This window comes from Desulfogranum marinum (genome assembly GCF_016918565.1).
Lineage (GTDB): Bacteria > Desulfobacterota > Desulfobulbia > Desulfobulbales > Desulfobulbaceae > Desulfogranum > Desulfogranum marinum.
In genome coordinates this window covers 218,613-236,834 of the sequence record NZ_JAFFQD010000001.1, presented here as the reverse complement: position 1 = coordinate 236,834, position 18,222 = coordinate 218,613, and the positions used below count along the sequence as shown (strand labels likewise).

At 43.5% G+C, this 18,222-nt stretch carries 15 protein-coding genes; 13 read left to right on the top strand and 2 right to left on the bottom strand.

All coding sequences use genetic code 11. The features are described 5' to 3' along the window. The first annotated feature begins 64 nt into the window (after positions 1-64). The 4 genes from JWH17_RS00995 to JWH17_RS00980 all read left to right on the top strand — a co-directional run bounded on the left by JWH17_RS00995 (position 65) and on the right by JWH17_RS00980 (position 8,635). Positions 65-2,062 carry a methyl-accepting chemotaxis protein gene (locus tag JWH17_RS00995; RefSeq protein ID WP_205220684.1) on the top strand — a complete coding sequence of 666 codons (1,998 nt, stop codon included), beginning with the start codon at positions 65-67 and terminating at the stop codon, positions 2,060-2,062. A 203-nt stretch (positions 2,063-2,265) separates the two neighbouring features. After that, positions 2,266-3,273, top strand: coding sequence for an ABC transporter substrate-binding protein (locus JWH17_RS00990; protein WP_205220683.1), 1,008 nt, complete (start codon positions 2,266-2,268; stop codon positions 3,271-3,273). Positions 3,274-3,275: 2 nt separating this feature from the next. Then, the gene (locus JWH17_RS00985; RefSeq protein WP_205220682.1) at positions 3,276-5,651 is read left to right on the top strand and encodes a cache domain-containing protein; all 2,376 of its coding nucleotides are present in this window, start codon (positions 3,276-3,278) and stop codon (positions 5,649-5,651) included. Positions 5,652-6,004: 353 nt separating this feature from the next. Beyond that, positions 6,005-8,635, top strand: coding sequence for a hybrid sensor histidine kinase/response regulator (locus JWH17_RS00980; RefSeq protein WP_205220681.1), 2,631 nt, complete (start codon positions 6,005-6,007; stop codon positions 8,633-8,635). Between the two features lie 460 nt (positions 8,636-9,095). Here the strand turns inward: JWH17_RS00980 and JWH17_RS00975 are convergent, their stop codons facing one another. Both JWH17_RS00975 and JWH17_RS00970 read right to left on the bottom strand, forming a co-directional pair. Next, positions 9,096-10,034 carry a glycerophosphodiester phosphodiesterase gene (locus tag JWH17_RS00975; RefSeq protein WP_205220680.1) on the bottom strand — a complete coding sequence of 313 codons (939 nt, stop codon included), beginning with the start codon at positions 10,032-10,034 and terminating at the stop codon, positions 9,096-9,098. A 4-nt stretch (positions 10,035-10,038) separates the two neighbouring features. Beyond that, entirely contained in the window at positions 10,039-10,203 is a 165-nt protein-coding gene (locus JWH17_RS00970; RefSeq protein WP_205220679.1) for a hypothetical protein, read from the bottom strand. Between the two features lie 227 nt (positions 10,204-10,430). On the opposite strand from JWH17_RS00970, the gene JWH17_RS00965 reads away from it, so the two are divergent. The 9 genes from JWH17_RS00965 (at position 10,431) to JWH17_RS00925 (ending at position 18,199) form a co-directional block, all read left to right on the top strand. After that, on the top strand, positions 10,431-10,748 hold the full coding sequence (locus JWH17_RS00965; protein WP_205220678.1) for an ArsR/SmtB family transcription factor: 318 nt from the start codon (positions 10,431-10,433) through the stop codon (positions 10,746-10,748). 61 nt (positions 10,749-10,809) lie between these two features. Continuing rightward, entirely contained in the window at positions 10,810-12,108 is a 1,299-nt protein-coding gene (locus JWH17_RS00960; protein WP_205220677.1) for a permease, read from the top strand. Between the two features lie 15 nt (positions 12,109-12,123). Then, entirely contained in the window at positions 12,124-12,357 is a 234-nt protein-coding gene (locus JWH17_RS00955; RefSeq protein ID WP_232370805.1) for a thioredoxin family protein, read from the top strand. A 52-nt stretch (positions 12,358-12,409) separates the two neighbouring features. After that, complete coding sequence (locus JWH17_RS00950; protein ID WP_205220676.1) at positions 12,410-12,796, top strand: thioredoxin family protein; 387 nt, start codon at positions 12,410-12,412, stop codon at positions 12,794-12,796. Between the two features lie 3 nt (positions 12,797-12,799). Continuing rightward, positions 12,800-13,510, top strand: a complete 711-nt coding sequence (locus JWH17_RS00945; RefSeq protein WP_205220675.1) for a cytochrome c biogenesis CcdA family protein — start codon at positions 12,800-12,802, stop codon at positions 13,508-13,510. 1,121 nt (positions 13,511-14,631) lie between these two features. After that, positions 14,632-14,820 (top strand): hypothetical protein, encoded by a 189-nt coding sequence (locus JWH17_RS00940; protein ID WP_205220674.1) that lies wholly within the window; start codon positions 14,632-14,634, stop codon positions 14,818-14,820. Between the two features lie 417 nt (positions 14,821-15,237). After that, a complete protein-coding gene (locus tag JWH17_RS00935; RefSeq protein ID WP_205220673.1) occupies positions 15,238-16,455 on the top strand; it encodes an ABC transporter substrate-binding protein in 1,218 nt (405 codons plus the stop codon). 20 nt (positions 16,456-16,475) lie between these two features. Next, entirely contained in the window at positions 16,476-17,162 is a 687-nt protein-coding gene (locus JWH17_RS00930; RefSeq protein ID WP_369125028.1) for a GTP-binding protein, read from the top strand. Next, the gene (locus JWH17_RS00925) at positions 17,159-18,199 is read left to right on the top strand and encodes an ATP-binding cassette domain-containing protein (RefSeq protein ID WP_205220671.1); all 1,041 of its coding nucleotides are present in this window, start codon (positions 17,159-17,161) and stop codon (positions 18,197-18,199) included. The genes JWH17_RS00930 and JWH17_RS00925 overlap by 4 nt, the downstream gene beginning before the upstream one ends. The last annotated feature ends 23 nt before the right edge of the window (positions 18,200-18,222 follow it).

Genomic DNA, 18,222 nt, shown 5'->3' with positions numbered 1-18,222 from the left:
CAGTTTTTAGATCTTCGCTGAAGTTACATAATACGTTTGATTATAAAAAAAAAGAGGAGTTGAAATGAATTTTAAATCAATAAGCTTCAAGTTGGTTTTCACCGGATGTTTGGCGGTATTGATTCCCTTAACAATTAACGGTGTCCTTTCAGTTGCAAAATCCTCGAAATCTCTGGCAGAGATAGCAAAAGAAAACAGTACGGCTACAGCGATAGATATAGCGAATTTGGTCAGTAAAGCACTTGAAGATGAAAAGAAAATCGTCGCTGCTTTTGCGTCGGGACAACTCGTCAAAGACACAACAGCAAAGGTCAATAGAGTCGGCATTGAACAAGCGCAATCAGAGATTGCTCCACTTCGCCTCCAGATGAAAAGTAAATACAAGCTATTAGGTGATAAATACCTAGGCATTTTTGTAACCAACGATGAAGGGATTCTATATACAGGTGAGCTTGCAAGCGGAAAAGAATATAAAGGCTCGAATATCTCTTCACGAGGATATTTCCAACAAGCAAAAACAACAAAGCAACCAGTCGTCGGTGAGGTTGTGAAATCCAAATCAACGGGTAAACTTATTGTCGTTGCGTGTGCCCCTATTTTGTCGGAAAACGGTGTCTTCTTAGGGACGTTCGGTATGTCGTTAAAAGCATCTGCTTTAACGGATTTAGTTCAAACCAGAAAAATTGGAACTACCGGTTATGCTTTTATGGCAAATAAAGAAGGGATAATTATCGCACATCCAAAGGGTGATCTTGTTTTGACGTTAGATCTTAAAACTCTTGATGGAATGAAGAGTATCACCAGTGAGATGTTGGCCAGCACAACCGGTGTGCAGGAATATACTTTTAACGGGATAGATAAAATCGCTGGTTATGCCCCTGTTCAAGCAAAGCAATGGAGCATCGCCACCACCCAGGACAGATCAGAATTTCTTGCTGCAGCGACTTCAATTAGGAACAACACTATTATTGTTACTTTGTTGTCTATAATAGTCGCAGGTATTGCGATTTTTATTACTGCAAAAACAATAACCAGACCAATAAATCAAGCGGTCACAAACCTGAAGGATATCGCAGAGGGTGAAGGTGACCTGACAATGCGTCTCAACGTAACATCAAAAGATGAAGTCGGCGAGCTTGCAAAATGGTTCAATATTTTTATAGATAAACTACAAAATATCATTAAACAGATTGCCGAAAATACTCTTAACGTTACCACCAGTTCCGGCACCCTATCCGATATTTCCAAAGATCTCCTTCGCAATGCTGATGATACGTCGAGCAGGGCTACAAATGTAGCCGCTTCATCTGAAGAAATGAGCACAAATCTTTCCAGTGTAGCGGCGGCGATGGAAGAATCAGCCACAAATGCCAATATGGTTGCTGTGGCTGCTGAGGAGATGAGTGCGACCATTAACGAAATAGCAGAAAGCGCTGAGAAGGCTCGTGGCGTTTCTTTAGATGCCGTAAAACAAGCAGAAGAAGCCTCGGAGAATATGAATGAACTCGGTTCTGCTGCAAACAAAATAGGCAGAATGACAGAAACAATAACCGATATTTCTGAGCAGACGAATCTGTTAGCCCTAAACGCAACTATCGAGGCTGCAAGAGCGGGTGAGGCTGGAAAAGGATTCGCAGTCGTCGCTAATGAGATTAAAGAATTGGCGAAGCAGACAGCAGAGGCGACCCTTGAGATTAAAAATTTGGTCGAAGCGGTTCAATCTACATCTGACAAAACAGAGAAGGGTATCAGTAGCATTTCTGAGGTTATCGTTGACGTGAATGAAACCGTAGGTTCGATTGCGACTGCTGTTGAAGAGCAAACTGCCACTACCCGTGAAATAGCAGAGAACATCGCTCAGGCCAGCCAGGGAATTCAGGAAGTCAACGAGAATGTGTCTCAAAGTTCATCTGTTGCCTCTGAAATTACCCAAGACATCGCAGAGGTATCTACAGCCGCACAGAATATTTCTGAGAGTAGCCAACAGGTCGAGGATAATGCCCGTGAATTGCAGGAAAGTGCGACGCATTTGAATCATATCGTCGGCAATTTCAAAGTTTGATTTCTACGTTATTGATCGCTGATAAATAGCTTTATCCGCTAGTCAACGAAACGTAACTCATGGGGCTGCTAACTCTTTGATGTATTATATCTAAAACCTGTCCCTGCTTAAAGGAAACTACAGGGGCCTGACATATTTAGGCAGGCATGTTTTTTCTTGTTTAACACAGTGGTCATCAATTTTCTGTTTACATGAGGCGATCAATGAACAATTGGCTACGATTATTAGCAAGATACAGTTTAAGTCTGCTTTTTTTGGTGGTGGCAACAAATGTTTCTGCCGCCCCCAAAAAGCGTGTTTTAGTTGTTCATAGTTACCATCAATCTCAGCAAGGACATGTCGTTGAGATGACCGAAGGAATTGAAGAGGCACTATCGGGGCTTGGCATACAGGTTAAATATTATCATATGGACACCAAAAGAAAGACGTCTGAGGAGTGGAAGCGTGAAGCCGGAGCACAAGCTAAAGCGATAGTAACCAATTTCGAGCCGGAATTAGTCATAACAATGGATGACAATGCCCAGAAGTATTTTGCAAAAGATTATGCCGCAATCCCTGGAGCTCCTGTGTTTGTTTTTAGTGGTGTGAACAAAGATCCGAAAATTTATGGATTTCCAGCGAAAAACGTAACGGGAGTCCTTGAGCGGCCGAATATAATTGAATCATTGGAGTTTTTAAAAAAGATTGTCCCCGATGCAAAAAACATATTGATGCTATCCGATAAATCACCAACAACAGATGGGTTTATTGAATACGCCAAGTCACTCGTCATGCCTCTAAATGTAGTTGCCTATGAGCAAGTCGAGACATTTGAACAATGGAGGGCTATAGCAAAAAAGTACAAAGGCAAGGTTGATGCAATAGGTTTATATGTTATTCGTACGATAGCCAGATATGAAGGAATGCCGGAAAAAGTGCCTGAAACAGAACTTGTAGCATACATAAACAAACACACCAAACTCCCCACCGTAGGTTTCTTTGATTCAAGCGCTCAGGCAGGTATTTTGTGTGGTATCAGTGTTTCAATGAAAGAACAAGGCTATGCTGCTGGTGAACTGGCCAGGGGCATACTTGCTGGTAACTCTCCAGATTCATTTGCTGTAAAACCAACCTCCAAGGGAAGAATCCAGCTTAACCTGAACACCGCAGAATATTTAAACATTAATCTCAAGCACAGTTTGATAAAACGTGCCGATATCTTAGTTCGCTAATAATGTTTTCAGGGCTTAACAGAAAGGTTCTTTATCCACTTATCCTTTTATTCTCCATTATTTTCGGCATAAGTCTTTTCTTCTCGCAGTTTAAGGCAAGAGCTGTTCTTCAAAATGAACTGACGGAACGTCTTGAGCAGGAAGTAGCGATGACCGCAAAGATGATTGATAATTGGTTGGCAGACAGGACAATAGATATAAAAACCTGGCGCTTACAGGAAGTTTTTGTCGAGGCTTTAACTGAAACCGGATATTACGGCAGAAGTGCCGGAAAAGGTGCTCACGATATGTTAGCCTTGTTGGAGAAGGGTTACCCATACTACTCAGTCCTTTTTCTTGCAGATACAAGTGGCAACATGCTTGTCAGTTCAAAATCAACTGATCAGCAGGGGATAAATGTTTCCAATCGACGATATTTCCAGGAAGCTATGAAAGGCGAATCTGCAATTTCTGATATCATCCTTGGTATGGTCACAGGGAGCTCCGTCATCACTATTAATTCTCCGGTTATCGTTAATAATAATGTCGTCGGAGTACTTACAGGAGTAATTCCGACTATTCGTATCAGCTCTCTTTTTGTTGATGACTTTAACCTAAAAGAGAAAAGCTATGCCTACCTTCTTAACCATAGGGGAAAAATAGTTGCGAATTCAAACGAGCCTCAGCACAAAAAAAATTCAACCATAACAGATGATTTTTTTCGTAACTTTTCATTACGTTCTTCTGGAAAGTTTATATATGAAAAAAATAATGATAGTTTTTTGAATGTTTTCAAAAAATTAAATCAAAAAGGATGGTATTTTGGCATCAGCCAGTCCCTTGATGTCACCCTGCTCCCTCTTTCGCAACTTGCCGGGGGAATCATCATGGCCACAGTAATAAGCCTTATCCTAAGCTCAATTATTTTGATCGTAATGTTTAGGGTAGTAGTCCTTAATCGGCTTAGGGTGATCCTTGATGGTATGAGAGAGGTTACCAAAGGAAATTACAAAGATCTTATACCAACATCGCATAACTCAAAAGATGAAATAACTGATTTGAGTAACAGCTTTAATTCAATGATAAAACAGCTCGATACTTTGGTCGGAAGTTTAAACGTTGAAAATGCTGCCCGCAAAGCCGTGGAAAAAAAACTAGCTGCCCATCAGGAAAATTTGGAGGAGACGGTTCGCATACGGACAAAAGAACTCGAACAAGAGATTAACCAAAGGAAGGAGGCAGAGTTAAAACTTGCCAGAGCTGAGAAAATGGAAATGATGGGAGCTCTCGCAGGTGGTGTTGCGCATGATCTAAATAATATTTTAACCGGAATAGTGAGTTATCCTGATTTTCTTCTTACCCAAATAGATAAAAATGATTTTTTTTACAATCCACTGCAGACGATCAAAAAGTCAGGAGTTAATGCAGCTGCTATTGTCCAGGATCTATTAACCTTAGCTCGACGCGGGCTGGTGTCAAAAGAGTATGTGAATTGGAACAAGTTGATTAATGATTACCTCGAAAGCCCTGAATTCCTAAAATTACAGCAAGACCACCCTGGTATCAGCTTAAAAGTAACACTGGATGAAAATCTATTACCAATTTCAGGATCGCCTGTTCATCTAAACAAAACATTGATGAATCTTATCATTAACGGATTTGAATCAATGTCCGACAAAGGCACCCTAAGCATTACGTCAGAGAATATTTATATTGATAACGCAGTTGCAACATCTCAAGAGATGAAAGAAGGGGGCTATACGCTAATAAAAATATGTGATCAAGGCGAAGGCATTTCGGCAGAAGACAAAAACAAAATTTTTGAGCCCTTTTATACTACCAAAAAAATGGGAAAAAGTGGTACCGGTCTAGGGATGGCCGTTGTCGAGGCGACCGTTAGAGATCATGGTGGGTTCATTGATTGCGAATCCGTGGTATCAGAGGGAACAACATTTTTTCTATTTTTTCCCGTTGACAGAGCATTGACTCTGGAAAAACAAACGATCTCCGACCAGGACCATATTTTACGAGGAACCGGTGAGCAAATCTTGGTCGTCGATGACGTACAAGAGCAAAGAGAAATAGCCTCATGCATTCTCGATGATCTAGGATATCAGGTATCAACCGCTGAGAGTGGAGAGGAAGCTGTGATGCTATGCAGGCACTTCAATTACGACCTCCTGCTTTTAGATATGATGTTAGGAGCTGGTATGGATGGCCTGGAAACATACGAGCAGGTTGTCAAATTTAAACCGGATCAACGTGCTGTTATTGCAAGCGGATTTTCTGAAAGTGCTAGAGTAAAAAAAGCTATGGCTTTAGGTGCGGGGAGTTACATTAAAAAGCCATATATCATAAAGACCATTTCCAAAGCTATAAGAAATGAAATTGACAGGTAACGTACCAATATCAGGGATCTCATTTAAAACTTGGAGAGTAAGTCTCACAGGCACTCCAGGAGGCTGCCGTTGGTCGCTTACCTCTTCGGACGATCACGGTTTCCCGCATAGGTAGACTACCGGAGTCTTCGCTTACCTGCGGCAAATCGCGCTTGTCCAAATAGAGAGCACCTGAGAGCAATTACATTTCATAAGTAAGGAAAATCATATCGTTATAAACTCAGTGAGTTACCTTCGAGAAAGTAAAAGCATTTCTTGAATAAGTGCGAAACTTTCAGGATATGAAAAATAATTCATCCTTATATCCAAGAGTCCGGCAGGCAATGATCAGAAATTTGTTTAGCAAAATGTCATTGAGGACTAAAATATCCTCCATTATCCTTCCCACGGTAATGTGCTGCTTACTGTTACTAAGTTTCACCTCCTATTATTATATTGTCAATGTTATTGAGCAGGAATTGGCTGACAGCATGTTGAACTCGGTCGGTAAGAGTGCTGAAAGTATAAATCGCTGGCTTGAAACAATTATGATAGAGCCGGAAAGTATTGCCTCAACACCCGATGCTAAAAATATCAATAACGATTTTAAGAAATTTGACGCTTTAAATATCAATCGGCACAAGATGCTTCACACCCGATATTCAGATATTTTTCAGGATATTTACGCTGCCAACAAAAAGGGAGTGTATCATACGGTTCAGTATTCTCAGAATGAGTATTCCATCTTTATCGGCGACATTGCAAACAGGCCTTACTTCCTTTCGATCATGGCTGGCGGGCCAACACAGATTACTCCCCCGCTTATATCTAGGACCACCGGCATTCCGACTATTTTTATTGTAGCACCCATAAAAGATGATGATAACCAACCACAAGGTTTGATTGGAGCTGGTATTTCCTTGAAATATATCCAAGAGATCGCTCGGGCCTTAAAGGCAGGAAAAACCGGATATGGTTTTATCATCGCTCGCGACGGTTCCTATATTCACCATCCAAATTCGGACCTCATCATGCAAGCGAAGATTACCGATCATCCCTCGCCATCGGAAAAACAACTCGGCATGCTTATGATTGGGGGAAAATTTGGAGTCTATCGCTACACTTTTAACGAAACAAAAATGGTGGCATTTTATCAGCCGGTGCCCATTTCCGGCTGGTCGGTAGCCACTGTCCTGCCTGAAAGCGAGTTACTGGCTCCGGCAATACGGATGATGCGAATTTTAGTTGTTATCACCTGCATCAGTGTCATTTTCACAGGGTGCATAATCATGTTCGTTATGCGCCGTTTATTTTTACCGTTACAAACTCTGGCAACTAGAACAAAAGAAATTGCCAGAGGGAATATGGACGGTGAGGCTATTGATGTGACGTCTACAGATGAAATAGGCATCCTGTCACAGTCATTCAACACCATGACTGAAAATCTTAAAAGAACGCTGGAGGGATTGAAAAAGAGTGAAGACAACTATCGAAGCATATATGAAAATGCTATTGAAGGGATCATGCTCACCAAATTCGACGGCACAATCGTTGCCGCTAACCCAGCCATGGCAAATATATTGGGGTACGATTCTGCACCGGAACTTATCAAGGTACATCCACAAGCCACCTCTTTTTATGTAAACCCTGACGAAAGAAATGAACTTCTAGCCCTGCTTTTGGAAAAGAGGGTTGTCCGTAATTACGAAATGCAGATATACAATCGTGATGGTGATACTATATGGATCTCCATCAGTTGCTTCCTCGTACTGGATGCAGACGATACCCCTGATAAAATTGAAAGCCTGGTGACGGATATCACCGAAAGAAAGCAGGCAGAGAAGGAGAAAGAAGAGCTTTCAAAACAGTTGGCCCAAGCCAATAAACTTGAAGCAGTCGGCAAACTTGCCGGTGGAGTGGCTCATGATTTCAATAATATGCTGTTCGTTATTCTTGGTCATACCGAATTGGCCTTACTCAAAATCAACCCCAAAGATCCTCTTTATAAAACTTTTAAAGATATCCAAAATGCTGCAGTACACTCCTCTAATTTAACCAAGCAGTTGCTTGCCTTTGCTAGAAAGCAAACGAGTGTGCCCGTAGTTGTTGACCTGAACCTGGTTATAGAGAACACACTTTCATTGCTTCGCAGGCTTATCACTGAAAATATTCGTCTAAACGTAACAAGCGGGGAAGCCGTTTGGCCTATTTATATAGATCCTGACCAGATTAGTCAGATCCTTACAAATCTCTGTGTAAATGCAAGGGATGCTATTTCCGGTGTTGGTAGAATAGACATAGAAACCCATAATATTTCTTTTGATGAGGAATATTGCGATCGCAACATAGATTTTCTTCCTGGTGATTATGTCTGTCTTGTCGTAAGCGACAATGGTTGTGGTATGGACGAAGAAATTCGACAGCACATATTCGATCCTTTTTTTTCAACCAAGGAAATCTATGAGGGAACCGGGCTGGGTCTTGCGACAGTATATGGCATCATCAAGCAGAATAAAGGATTTATCAATATTTATAGCGAACCTGGGCTTGGAACCACGTTCAGAATATATTTTCCTAGATATTCAGGGGGAAAAGACGATTTAAAAAATTTACAGGACTCAAGATTAGAGCCGCTTAAGCCTATGAACATTCTCTTGGTCGAAGACGATGTTCAACTGCTGAACGTATGCAAGGAGATTCTGGAAGGGTTGAACTGCCGTGTAACCGCTATAAACTCACCTACCGAAGCAGTCAGCTATATTAAAAACGAAACTGACAATATAGATCTTCTGTTGACGGATGTGGTCATGCCGGAAATGACGGGGAAGGAGCTTGCCTCTCATATAACAGTAGTAAAACCAGATATTAAGGTGCTGTTCATGTCCGGCTATACTGCAGATGTGATTGCACATAAAGGTGTGTTGGAGGCAGGAATAAATTTCATCCATAAACCTTTTACCTCGCAAAGTATTGCAGATAAAATTCGTGAAGTAATGAATCCGTAAACCAAGGCGGATAGAGATGATTTTGCAGCAAACTGAGAACACCTTAGTTCAAGGTTTAGCCTGTTGCCTCCCACGCCCCTTGAAAAAAGTAGTTTCTATATGGATATCATTTGGTTACCAGGATAAAGGGTGTGTGGCTGATAAAGGGGTTCCTGGTCAGGTAATTTGAGTAAATGATCCTTGCGGGGTAGGGTAATACTGCCAAGTCGAAGGTAACCCGTCCTGTCCTTTCCTTTGGCTTGAGGTGTTAGCCCGAGTTGCTCATAAACTTTTTTATTTTGAACTCAATTAATTGATATTATTGCTCAAAGAATAATTGCACAATGAACAGTCTGTTTTTCGTTTTCAATCAAAAAGTTCCCCCTTCGGTTTAGGCTCAAGCTAAAGGTTATATCAGGCAAACGCCTCTGGTCACAGCCTGCCCGGAAAAGAAAATCTTCTATTGTGAATCAGAATATCTTTATATTGAATCCGTAAAGAACCGCGCAGCTTCTGCATAGTAATCGGTAAAAATGCCATCAACGCCCATCTGGGAAAGCATCTGCCAGGCATCGGGAGTATTCGCAGTATAGACCAACACCGTGAGCTCTCTTTTATGTGCTTTTTCAATAAATTGAGCTGAGACTGTGTGATACCAGAGATTGACCGACCCGGCATTCATGTCACATGCCGTATTGAGCAGCTCATCGGTGTAGTATTGACCAGTCAAACAGGCTTCGATTTCTTCGGCAAGCAGCCGATGTAGTTGCGGGGAAGAACACTCTTGATCGAGTAATTTGAGGTTTTTGCCAACAGAGGTAAAGCGAGGCAGCATATATTGCTCACCGCCATAGGCAAAGATGCGTTTGCAATAGGGCTCCATCGTTGGCCCTGCTTTTTTGAGGAGCTGCTTGCGACGGATGGCACCGTCAAGCAGAGCTATTTGAAGGTTAGGACAGACCTTGCGGATATTGGTAAGTTCCTGCCAGTTAAAGGAGCTCACCAATACATCAGAGTAATTGAGCTTTCCGGAGCCAACATAATCATTTAATAATGCACCAGTCGGGATGCCGGTATTCTCACCTTTGAGTTCCAGATGCATTGTCGGTCGAATTTTTGTGTTCAGAGATGCAAAGAAATCAAAAACCTCAGGTAAGAAAGGGATGCGATCCTTGCCTCGTGCCGGGTCCCCTGCATAGAGGGTTTTCAATGTAGCTGAGTTGGTGGTGGAGACCGCACCTTTGCCTGTGGATACCTGCTCAAGATCGAGGTTATGGATTACCACCAGATAACCGTCAGCGCATAGCTGGACATCAAACTCGATAGCGGAAACGCCCTCAATTGCCACTTTTTCAAAAGCGCGGATGGTATTCTGATTATATCCGGGATAGTGACAACCTCTGTGGCCTATAAGTAGCATTTGTTCATTCTGCCTCTATGGTGCCTTTGTTTTTTTTTCTAAAGAAGTCAGCCAATTCTTTATCCACAACATCGTAATCTGTTTGTAACTGTTTAGCATCTTTCCGCTGAATCTGCATATATCTCAGAGGGTAAAATTTTGGCCCAGAAGTAAAACGACGGTTACACATAGGGGATTCCTTGTGAAAGACACAGTGGTGAATATTTTACTTATTTTCAAACGTAATATTTGCATTATCACTACCTAAAGCGGATCGAGCAGGCACACAACCACGGTCCCGCCTGAGCGTTACTTTTTTGCAACGTCTTTTTTTGGTGTAGCAAGCTGCAAATATATGCTTGACAATAACATTTGGTCAAATTACCATATGTCAAAATATAAAACAATGAGACATGGATGGATAAAAAACAAAAGGCGATCATAGAAGCAAAAGCAAATGTTCTGAAAGCTCTGGCTCATCCAACCCGGTTGTGGATGGCTGAGCAGCTTGAGCATGGAGAAAAATGTGTTTGCGAGTTGGCGGAATCCATTGATGCCGATTTTTCTACTATTTCAAAACATCTTTCTGTTTTGAAACAAGCAGGCGTTGTAGCAGATGAAAAACGCGGAAAGCAGGTGTACTACAGGCTCAAAGTACCTTGTATTCTTAAATATATGACCTGCATTGAAGCGGTTATCAAAAATCAAGCAGAAGAACAGGTAAAGCTGTTGTAAATTTTTTTTTGCGTTGTCATTTGGTCATTTTGCCAAATGGCATAGTATAGGGACATTGGTCATGAATTGGAAAACTGAGTGGAAGTATCTTACATGGGTAGTAGTAATATTTTTAAGCTGTTTCTATTTGCCGGTCGGTACGGCGCGTTTTGATAATGCCGTATTGGAGGCGTTTCACCTTGTGAAATGGTATGCGGAGGAGCATGTCCTCCTCTGTCTTGTCCCGGCTTTCTTTATAGCCGGAGCTATCGGCGTTTTCATCAGCCAGGCTTCGGTGATGAAATATCTCGGAGCAGGTGCTAACAAAATTCTGGCCTACGGGGTCGCGTCCGTCTCCGGAACCATTCTGGCAGTCTGTTCCTGTACCATCCTTCCCCTCTTTGCGGGGATCTATCGAATGGGGGCGGGGTTAGGACCTGCAACTGCTTTTCTTTATTCCGGTCCGGCAATCAACGTACTGGCAATTGTACTGACCGCAAGTGTATTAGGGCCTGAGCTTGGTATTGCACGAGGATTGGGGGCTATTATCTTCAGCGTGGTCATAGGTGCCTCCATGGCGTTTATTTTCAGAAAAGATGAACAAGCCGATGCAGCCGCTGCCATAGTAATGCCCGAGGATGAAGTCAGTCGTCCATTGTGGCAAAATGGTCTTTATTTTTTCTCCATGGTCGGAATCCTTGTTTTTGTAAACTGGGGCCAACCCCAGGATCCAAATGGTGTCTGGGCATCGATTTATGGTGCAAAGTGGTTGATCACTTCCGGTTTTGCTATTCTCTTTGCCGTCATTCTTGTCGGTTGGTTCAATGTTAAAGCCTGGAAGGTTGGCCTTGTCTCACTGCTCGTCGCTGTAGCCGGCTTTGTTCTGCCGGAGCATCCGGCACTTGCTTTCACTATCGGCTTTATCGGTCTTTCTGTTATTACCAGTCTGGATACGGGGGAGACTGGCAGGTGGTTCTCTTCTTCCTGGGATTTTGCTAAACAGATTCTGCCGTTACTTCTGATAGGCGTCTTTATAGCTGGTATTCTTCTCGGCCGGGTTGGCCACGAGGGGCTTATTCCCTCGGAGTGGGTGGCAAAAGCGGTTGGGGGCAACTCTTTACGTGCTAATTTCTTTGCCTCATTTGCCGGTGCATTTATGTACTTTGCCACACTCACAGAAGTGCCGATACTTCAGGGACTGATTGGTAGCGGCATGGGAAAAGGGCCTGCACTGGCCCTGCTCCTTGCCGGGCCGGCACTGAGTCTTCCCAACATGTTGGTAATCCGGAGTGTAGTTGGAACCCAAAAAACTGTTGTTTTTGTCTGTCTTGTTGTTGTCATGGCCACAATTAGCGGCGTGATATTCGGAACATTTTTTTAAAATAAAAGAGGTGAAATGATGATCTTTCAAGTTATGGGCCCAGGATGTGCGAAGTGTAATCAGGTTGCAGAGAATGCTGCCGCAGCAGCAGCCGAGTTAGGTGTTGAATATGAAATTGTGAAGATTTCTGATTTCAATGAGATGATGAAATTCGGGGTAATGATGACACCCGCGCTCGCTATTGACGGTGACGTTAAAGCGGTCGGCAAGGTACCCACGGTTGAAGAAATTAAAGGGATGCTGAGTTGAAGAAAAGAAGACATGATATAAATGAGTCTGTTGATTTGTGGCTGATAATACAATGAAAATATATAACAATACGAGCCTGATCCTTGTGCAGATTGTTCTGTTGGTGTCCCTGGTTGCAGGAAGTGCATATGCATCTACAGATACACAAGAAATCCCGGTCCCCGGAATGGTAACCATGGTTGACCTGGGGGCAAAGAAGTGTATTCCCTGCAAGATGATGGCTCCTGTTATGGAAGAGCTTGAAAAAGAGTATGCAGGTCGAGCTGCGATCGTTTTTATCGATGTCTGGGAGAAGCCGAATGCCGGCAAAAAGTTTGGAATCAGAGCGATCCCAACTCAAATTTTTTACGACTCAGCAGGAATAGAAGTCCTGCGGCATGAAGGCTTCTTTGATAAAGCCTCCATTGTGGCAGAATTACAGAAACTTGGGGTTAAATAGTCTATGGATCAGATATTTCTGACTATTAACTCCTGGATGGGACAGGGCCTTCTCTTAGGAGGCCTTGGCTGTTTTCTTTGGGGCATGGTGAGTGTCCTTTTCAGTCCCTGCCACCTTGCCTCAATCCCCCTGATTGTAAGCTACGTTGCAGCCCAGGATCAGAGTGTTGAGGAACGAAGAGCGGCTCTCTATTCGTTTGTTTTTACAATAGGTTTATTTATCACCATCGCCATCATCGGAGTTATCTGTACCATCCTGGGCAGGATGCTTGGTGATGTGGGCCCTTACATGAGTATTCTCGTTGGGGTAGTACTTGTCTGGGTAGCACTCGATTTTCTTGGTCTTGCCAAATGTTCTTTTTCCAGTGGATTGATGGCGAAGATAAAGGTTAGAGGAATGTTTGGAGCCTTTGTCTTGGGACTAGCATACGGGGTTCTATCAGGTTCATGCACTTTTGGCTTTATTGCTCCAATACTGGCTATCATAACTCTTCAACAAAAAGTCATGACGGGAATCATATTTATTACCCTGTTTGGCGTGGGGCATTGTATTCCTATTGCCGTGGCAGGAAGTTCCACAGCTTTTGTTAAGAAAATTCTCGATAACAGCAACTGGTCTACAGGCAGTATGCTTTTTAGAAAACTGGCGGGGGTGTGCATTGGTGGCCTCGGGCTATATTTTGTCGGCAAGCCGGTGGTGGCCATGATTTCATGATCTCGACATCCTCGCGTCCTTAAGGATAAGGTTTTGCCGCTGGAATTGATAAGCCATGAAAACACAATAGCAGGAACAAGTATTACAAAAGTGTCCATTTTGAATTGGCCACCTTATACGTTCGGCGGCTCATAACTGCGGAGTCTCGCAAGCTCGCTAACCGAAGTTACAGCTTCCTCCAGAAGCCCTCAAACGAGATCGGTGCTGCTTTTGTCTAGTATTTATGTTCCTGCTATTAATCAGGAACAGGGCCTACATACAGGGCACTTCCCCAAGTAGATTGCGCCCATAGGCTGACGCATTGGTCATAGTTGTAGGAGATATCGTGTAACAAACGCAAGGAGGGGGACGCGTATTCCGCACTCTCCATGCGCTCTCCTCATGCTCGGCGTTGCACTCGCCGCTCCCAGTCTCTTGAAATTATTATAAATTTTTAATTATTTAATTAACCTTACCATTGAGAAGTTAGCCTTTTCACTTAGAGAGTATTTCCGCGCGAATCTGGACCGTGCCCTGGAAACTATCGCAATCCATTTACAGGAATTCCAACCGAGTACCTCTTTGGCTTTCTTTATATTGCCAATGCAAACATCTTTTCACATAAAAGATGCCGATAATGTCTTTCCTGTCTACCATCCTGACATTTTATTTCTTTTTTGTAGGAAACTACACAAAACAATGCCTGGGCCTTGAAATCGCCTAAATCGGCTTTCAGTAAGTAACTGTCTAAATTTAATCAATTTTATATGATGGTAGTATGAAAAGTAGAGAATGGCTCAAGTCTTGTAATACACAATTCAATGTAAGTGGTCACAGGTAGCCTACGGAGTCTCCCGTTGGTCGCTTAGCTCTTTGAATGATCATGATTATACGCATAGACGGGTTACCGGAGTCTTCGCTTGCTTCCGAGGATATTTTTTTACGCATAACGAAAAGAGTGAGCGAAAAGGCAATTATGCTGCAAGATGGTCTCAAGGTTTGATGAATGAACGGCTCCCTCCTTACCTTGGTACTTGGGATAGAAAGAATGTTGTTTGAACCTACTTTCTACGTCCTGTGATGATCATAAACAATGAGTTTATGGCAAAACCTTCATTGAAATGTTTGGACGGAATAAAAGAATGGAATTGAACAGATTACAAATTCAAATTTTTAAAAAACTCAGTAAAGAACTCAATTTGGAAATTGAAGACTATCTGCTCAGATTCTCCGAAGAATATATCTGTCGAGCTACCCAAACGCTGGATGACCTGACTGAAGAAGAGGGTGATACCTGGATTACAAAAGCCTATCTGGATTCGCTTGGCTAACTATAAAAATGGATCGTGTTGTACTGTCTCATCCCTATGCAATATTTATCCTGATTACGTACAATACTCAGCCAATTATCTGAATTATCTGCCTAAGCAGACAGGGGACTGATTTTATTTCTCTTTCAAACCCGGGAGACAGATCGAAGTCTACGCTATCTAATTTTCATAAAAAACCATGAAAAAAAAATCAGTCCCCTACCTTTGTACTGAGAAATTCAATCTGTCTCCCGAGGCCCAGCATATCGATGTATCCAAGTCGGAGCTTATCTGCTACATCGGTCGGCTTGTGAACATTTGGAGCACTGCTGAACCGTTACAGTTCGGGGTGAATTGACAGTTTTTAGATATTTGCTGAATGGTACTATTTACTGAATGGTACTATTTATTTAGCTCGTCTTACCAAGGAGCATTCTTATGAAACCCGCTTTATCCGCCAATCTGAAAGTTGCAGATGTTATCACATATTATCCTTCGACAAAGGCGGTATTTATTGCCCATGGACTTGATATTCTTGTCTCCGAAGACGGAATGAGAGCTTTGTCTCCGTTTCTGACAGTGAGGACTGCTTTGCGAAATCGCTTCATTGGCGAGACTGGTTTTATGAAAATACTCGAAAAATCCGCCGAGGCAGATGATATGTTGGAAGCGCCTGGGTTGCAAGATGTGAAGAGGCAGGGAGACCTGACCCTGTTAGCGCTGATGCCGTGCGGATTGAAGATGCCATTCAGCAGAGCCATAACCTCCTTTCTCGAAAGCTTAAAACGTGAACAGAATATTGAGGTGAAATACGCTGTTGAAGGAAACCTTAACCAGGAGCTCTCGTACTACTCCTATGTTGAGCGAATCGAGTCTGTAGACGAGTTGCCCGACATAATAATTTCAGCTGATTTCAATACATTTTACGGTCGCAGGTTCTATGATAAATTTGTTTCCGGAGGGCAGATGTGCGGGTATGGCAATTTTTCGCCCAACTCCTATTATAGCGATGCCGGCATCGTCGAACCGAATGGAGAATATTCAATTCTTGGCGTCAATCCCCTGGTGATGGTAGCCAATCTCGACGAAGTGGGTGATCGATCGCTGCCGCATTGCTGGAAAGATCTTTTAGATCCCATGTGGAAAGAGAGTGTAACTCTTCGTGGTGGCAACGGCTTCTTCTGTCATGCGGTACTGTTGCCGACATATCAACGTTATGGAAAAGAAGGCTTGGAACAACTGGGTGACAACGTCCTGCAAGGGTTGCACCCGGCACAAATGATCAAACGTATCGACAGCGGTGCGCCGGGTGCGATTTACGTGATGCCTGAGTTTTTTGCCCACAGGGCCAGGAGAAAAGACAGGATTCGCATCATATGGCCGGAAGACGGGGCGCTGGCCAGTCCAGTAACCTTACAGGTAAAATCGTCTAAAGTGGAAGAACTGCGTCCGATACTTGACTACCTCACCGGTAAGGAACTGGGCCAGGTGCTGGTGGGTGCCAGGTTTCCTGTGCCCCATGGTGATATTACAGGAGAGGTTCAGGATAAACCGCTCATGTGGCTTGGCTGGGATTATTTACGCCGCGATGATCTGCTGGAACTCAATAACGAGATAGATACGATATTTATGCCGCAGGTAAAATCGGAAGTATGAGTAAACCTGTACGGAAATCCATCAAGCTCATTACTGTAGCAGGACCACCCTCCAGCGGGAAAACATCGGTGATTCTGCGAACTATCGAGCCAATGATCGCAAGAGGGTTCACGATTGGGGTGGTGAAGTTCGACTGTCTCACCAGCGAAGATCATCACCGTTATAACGAAGCCGGAATTTCGGTTAAAAAAGGGCTTGCCGGCGGGTTATGTCCGGATCACTTCTTTATCGCAAATATAGATCAAGCTCTCCAATGGGGAAAGAAGAGCGGTTTTGATCTGCTGGTCATCGAAAGTGCTGGTTTGTGCAACCGTTGTTCTCCACATATTCGTGAGGTGCTTGCCGTCTGTGTTATTGACCAGTTAAGCGGTGTGCATACTCCGAGGAAAATCGGACCAATGCTTAAAAGCGCCGACGTGGTTGTACTGACCAAAGGTGATATTGTCTCCCAGGCCGAGCGTGAGGTTTTTGCATTCCGTGTTCGTCAGGTTAATGCAAGGGCAGCAGTGCTGCCGGTAAACGGGCTCACCGGGCAGGGCAATCTGCTGCTCCAGAAGCATTTTCAAAATGCGCCGACAACTTCAAGCCTCGAGAACTACAAGCTTCGATTTACCATGCCGGCCGCCCTTTGCTCCTACTGTCTGGGAGAGACACGGATCGGTCAGGATTGCCAGATTGGCAACGTCAAGACAATGGATTTCTCATGACAAAAACACGCATGCTGGATCAAAAGGTGTCGACACTGGTCAAAGAACGTCCGTATCTCCTCGATTTTTTCACCGCGATGGCAATTACATTGCCACGGGACCAGACGAGTCTGAAAGAATTTTTGCAAGCAATTCCAAGCGCTCATCTTACGGAGTTTTCACTCGATCATCAGTCATTAACAAATCAATGTTTTGATTTTATTGAACAAATGGAGACATTCAGCTCGCAAGGCCAACGTTCAATTACTGAAGTCACCATAAAAGCAGGTCATGATAAAAATGGTGATCCTGAACAGCATGAGGTGGTCCTGAGGGTCGGTGAGGTCGTTGCTGTTGTAGGCCCGACAGGATCCGGAAAAAGCAGATTATTGGCTGATATTGAGTGTCTTGCTCAAAAGGATACTCCTTCCGGCCGACAGGTGCTACTCGATGGAGAGGTGCCGGATGAAAAAAAACGTTTGTCCGGGGACCAGCAATTGGTCGCACAGTTGTCACAAAACATGAATTTTGTCATTGATCTCAGCGTTGGTGCTTTTGTCCGCATGCATGCCGAGAGCCGACTTGTGTCTGACGTAGATTCGCGTATCGAACAGATATTTAGAACGGCGGTTGAACTTGCTGGAGAACCGTTTACCCTTGAAACGCCTGTAACCGCATTATCCGGAGGGCAGTCGAGAGCGCTTATGATAGCTGATGTTGCTTGCCTCAGTGCCTCGCCCATAGTTCTTATTGATGAAATTGAAAACGCCGGTGTAGATAGGCGTCGCGCCCTTGAGCTTCTGGTCAAGGAGGAAAAAATAGTGTTGATGGCCACCCATGATCCGCTGCTTGCGCTTTCTGCAGATCGTCGACTCGTTATAGGTAACGGTGGCATTGTGGCTGTTCTGGAGACCGACAATAAGGAGAGACAAACTATCTTGGAGCTCCTCGGAATTGATAAAAGGCTTGCCCGAATGCGAGACCTGATAAGGAAAGGCAACAGAGTATCCTCTTTAACAAAAGAGGGCGCATCTTTGCTCGGCTCTTCTCAAGTGTAAAATGTCAGCGCAAGTCAATTGTG

What these genes read in the sequence shown, in the direction of transcription:
- JWH17_RS00995 (WP_205220684.1), top strand. Translation starts at nt 65, where the DNA reads ATGAATTTTAAATCAATAAGCTTCAAGTTGGTTTTCACCGGATGTTTG.
- JWH17_RS00990 (WP_205220683.1), top strand. Translation starts at nt 2,266, where the DNA reads ATGAACAATTGGCTACGATTATTAGCAAGATACAGTTTAAGTCTGCTT.
- JWH17_RS00985 (WP_205220682.1), top strand. Translation starts at nt 3,276, where the DNA reads ATGTTTTCAGGGCTTAACAGAAAGGTTCTTTATCCACTTATCCTTTTA.
- JWH17_RS00975 (WP_205220680.1), bottom strand. Translation starts at nt 10,034, where the DNA reads ATGCTACTTATAGGCCACAGAGGTTGTCACTATCCCGGATATAATCAG.
- JWH17_RS00970 (WP_205220679.1), bottom strand. Translation starts at nt 10,203, where the DNA reads ATGTGTAACCGTCGTTTTACTTCTGGGCCAAAATTTTACCCTCTGAGA.
- JWH17_RS00965 (WP_205220678.1), top strand. Translation starts at nt 10,431, where the DNA reads ATGGATAAAAAACAAAAGGCGATCATAGAAGCAAAAGCAAATGTTCTG.
- JWH17_RS00960 (WP_205220677.1), top strand. Translation starts at nt 10,810, where the DNA reads ATGAATTGGAAAACTGAGTGGAAGTATCTTACATGGGTAGTAGTAATA.
- JWH17_RS00955 (WP_232370805.1), top strand. Translation starts at nt 12,124, where the DNA reads ATGATGATCTTTCAAGTTATGGGCCCAGGATGTGCGAAGTGTAATCAG.
- JWH17_RS00950 (WP_205220676.1), top strand. Translation starts at nt 12,410, where the DNA reads ATGAAAATATATAACAATACGAGCCTGATCCTTGTGCAGATTGTTCTG.
- JWH17_RS00945 (WP_205220675.1), top strand. Translation starts at nt 12,800, where the DNA reads ATGGATCAGATATTTCTGACTATTAACTCCTGGATGGGACAGGGCCTT.
- JWH17_RS00940 (WP_205220674.1), top strand. Translation starts at nt 14,632, where the DNA reads ATGGAATTGAACAGATTACAAATTCAAATTTTTAAAAAACTCAGTAAA.
- JWH17_RS00935 (WP_205220673.1), top strand. Translation starts at nt 15,238, where the DNA reads ATGAAACCCGCTTTATCCGCCAATCTGAAAGTTGCAGATGTTATCACA.
- JWH17_RS00925 (WP_205220671.1), top strand. Translation starts at nt 17,159, where the DNA reads ATGACAAAAACACGCATGCTGGATCAAAAGGTGTCGACACTGGTCAAA.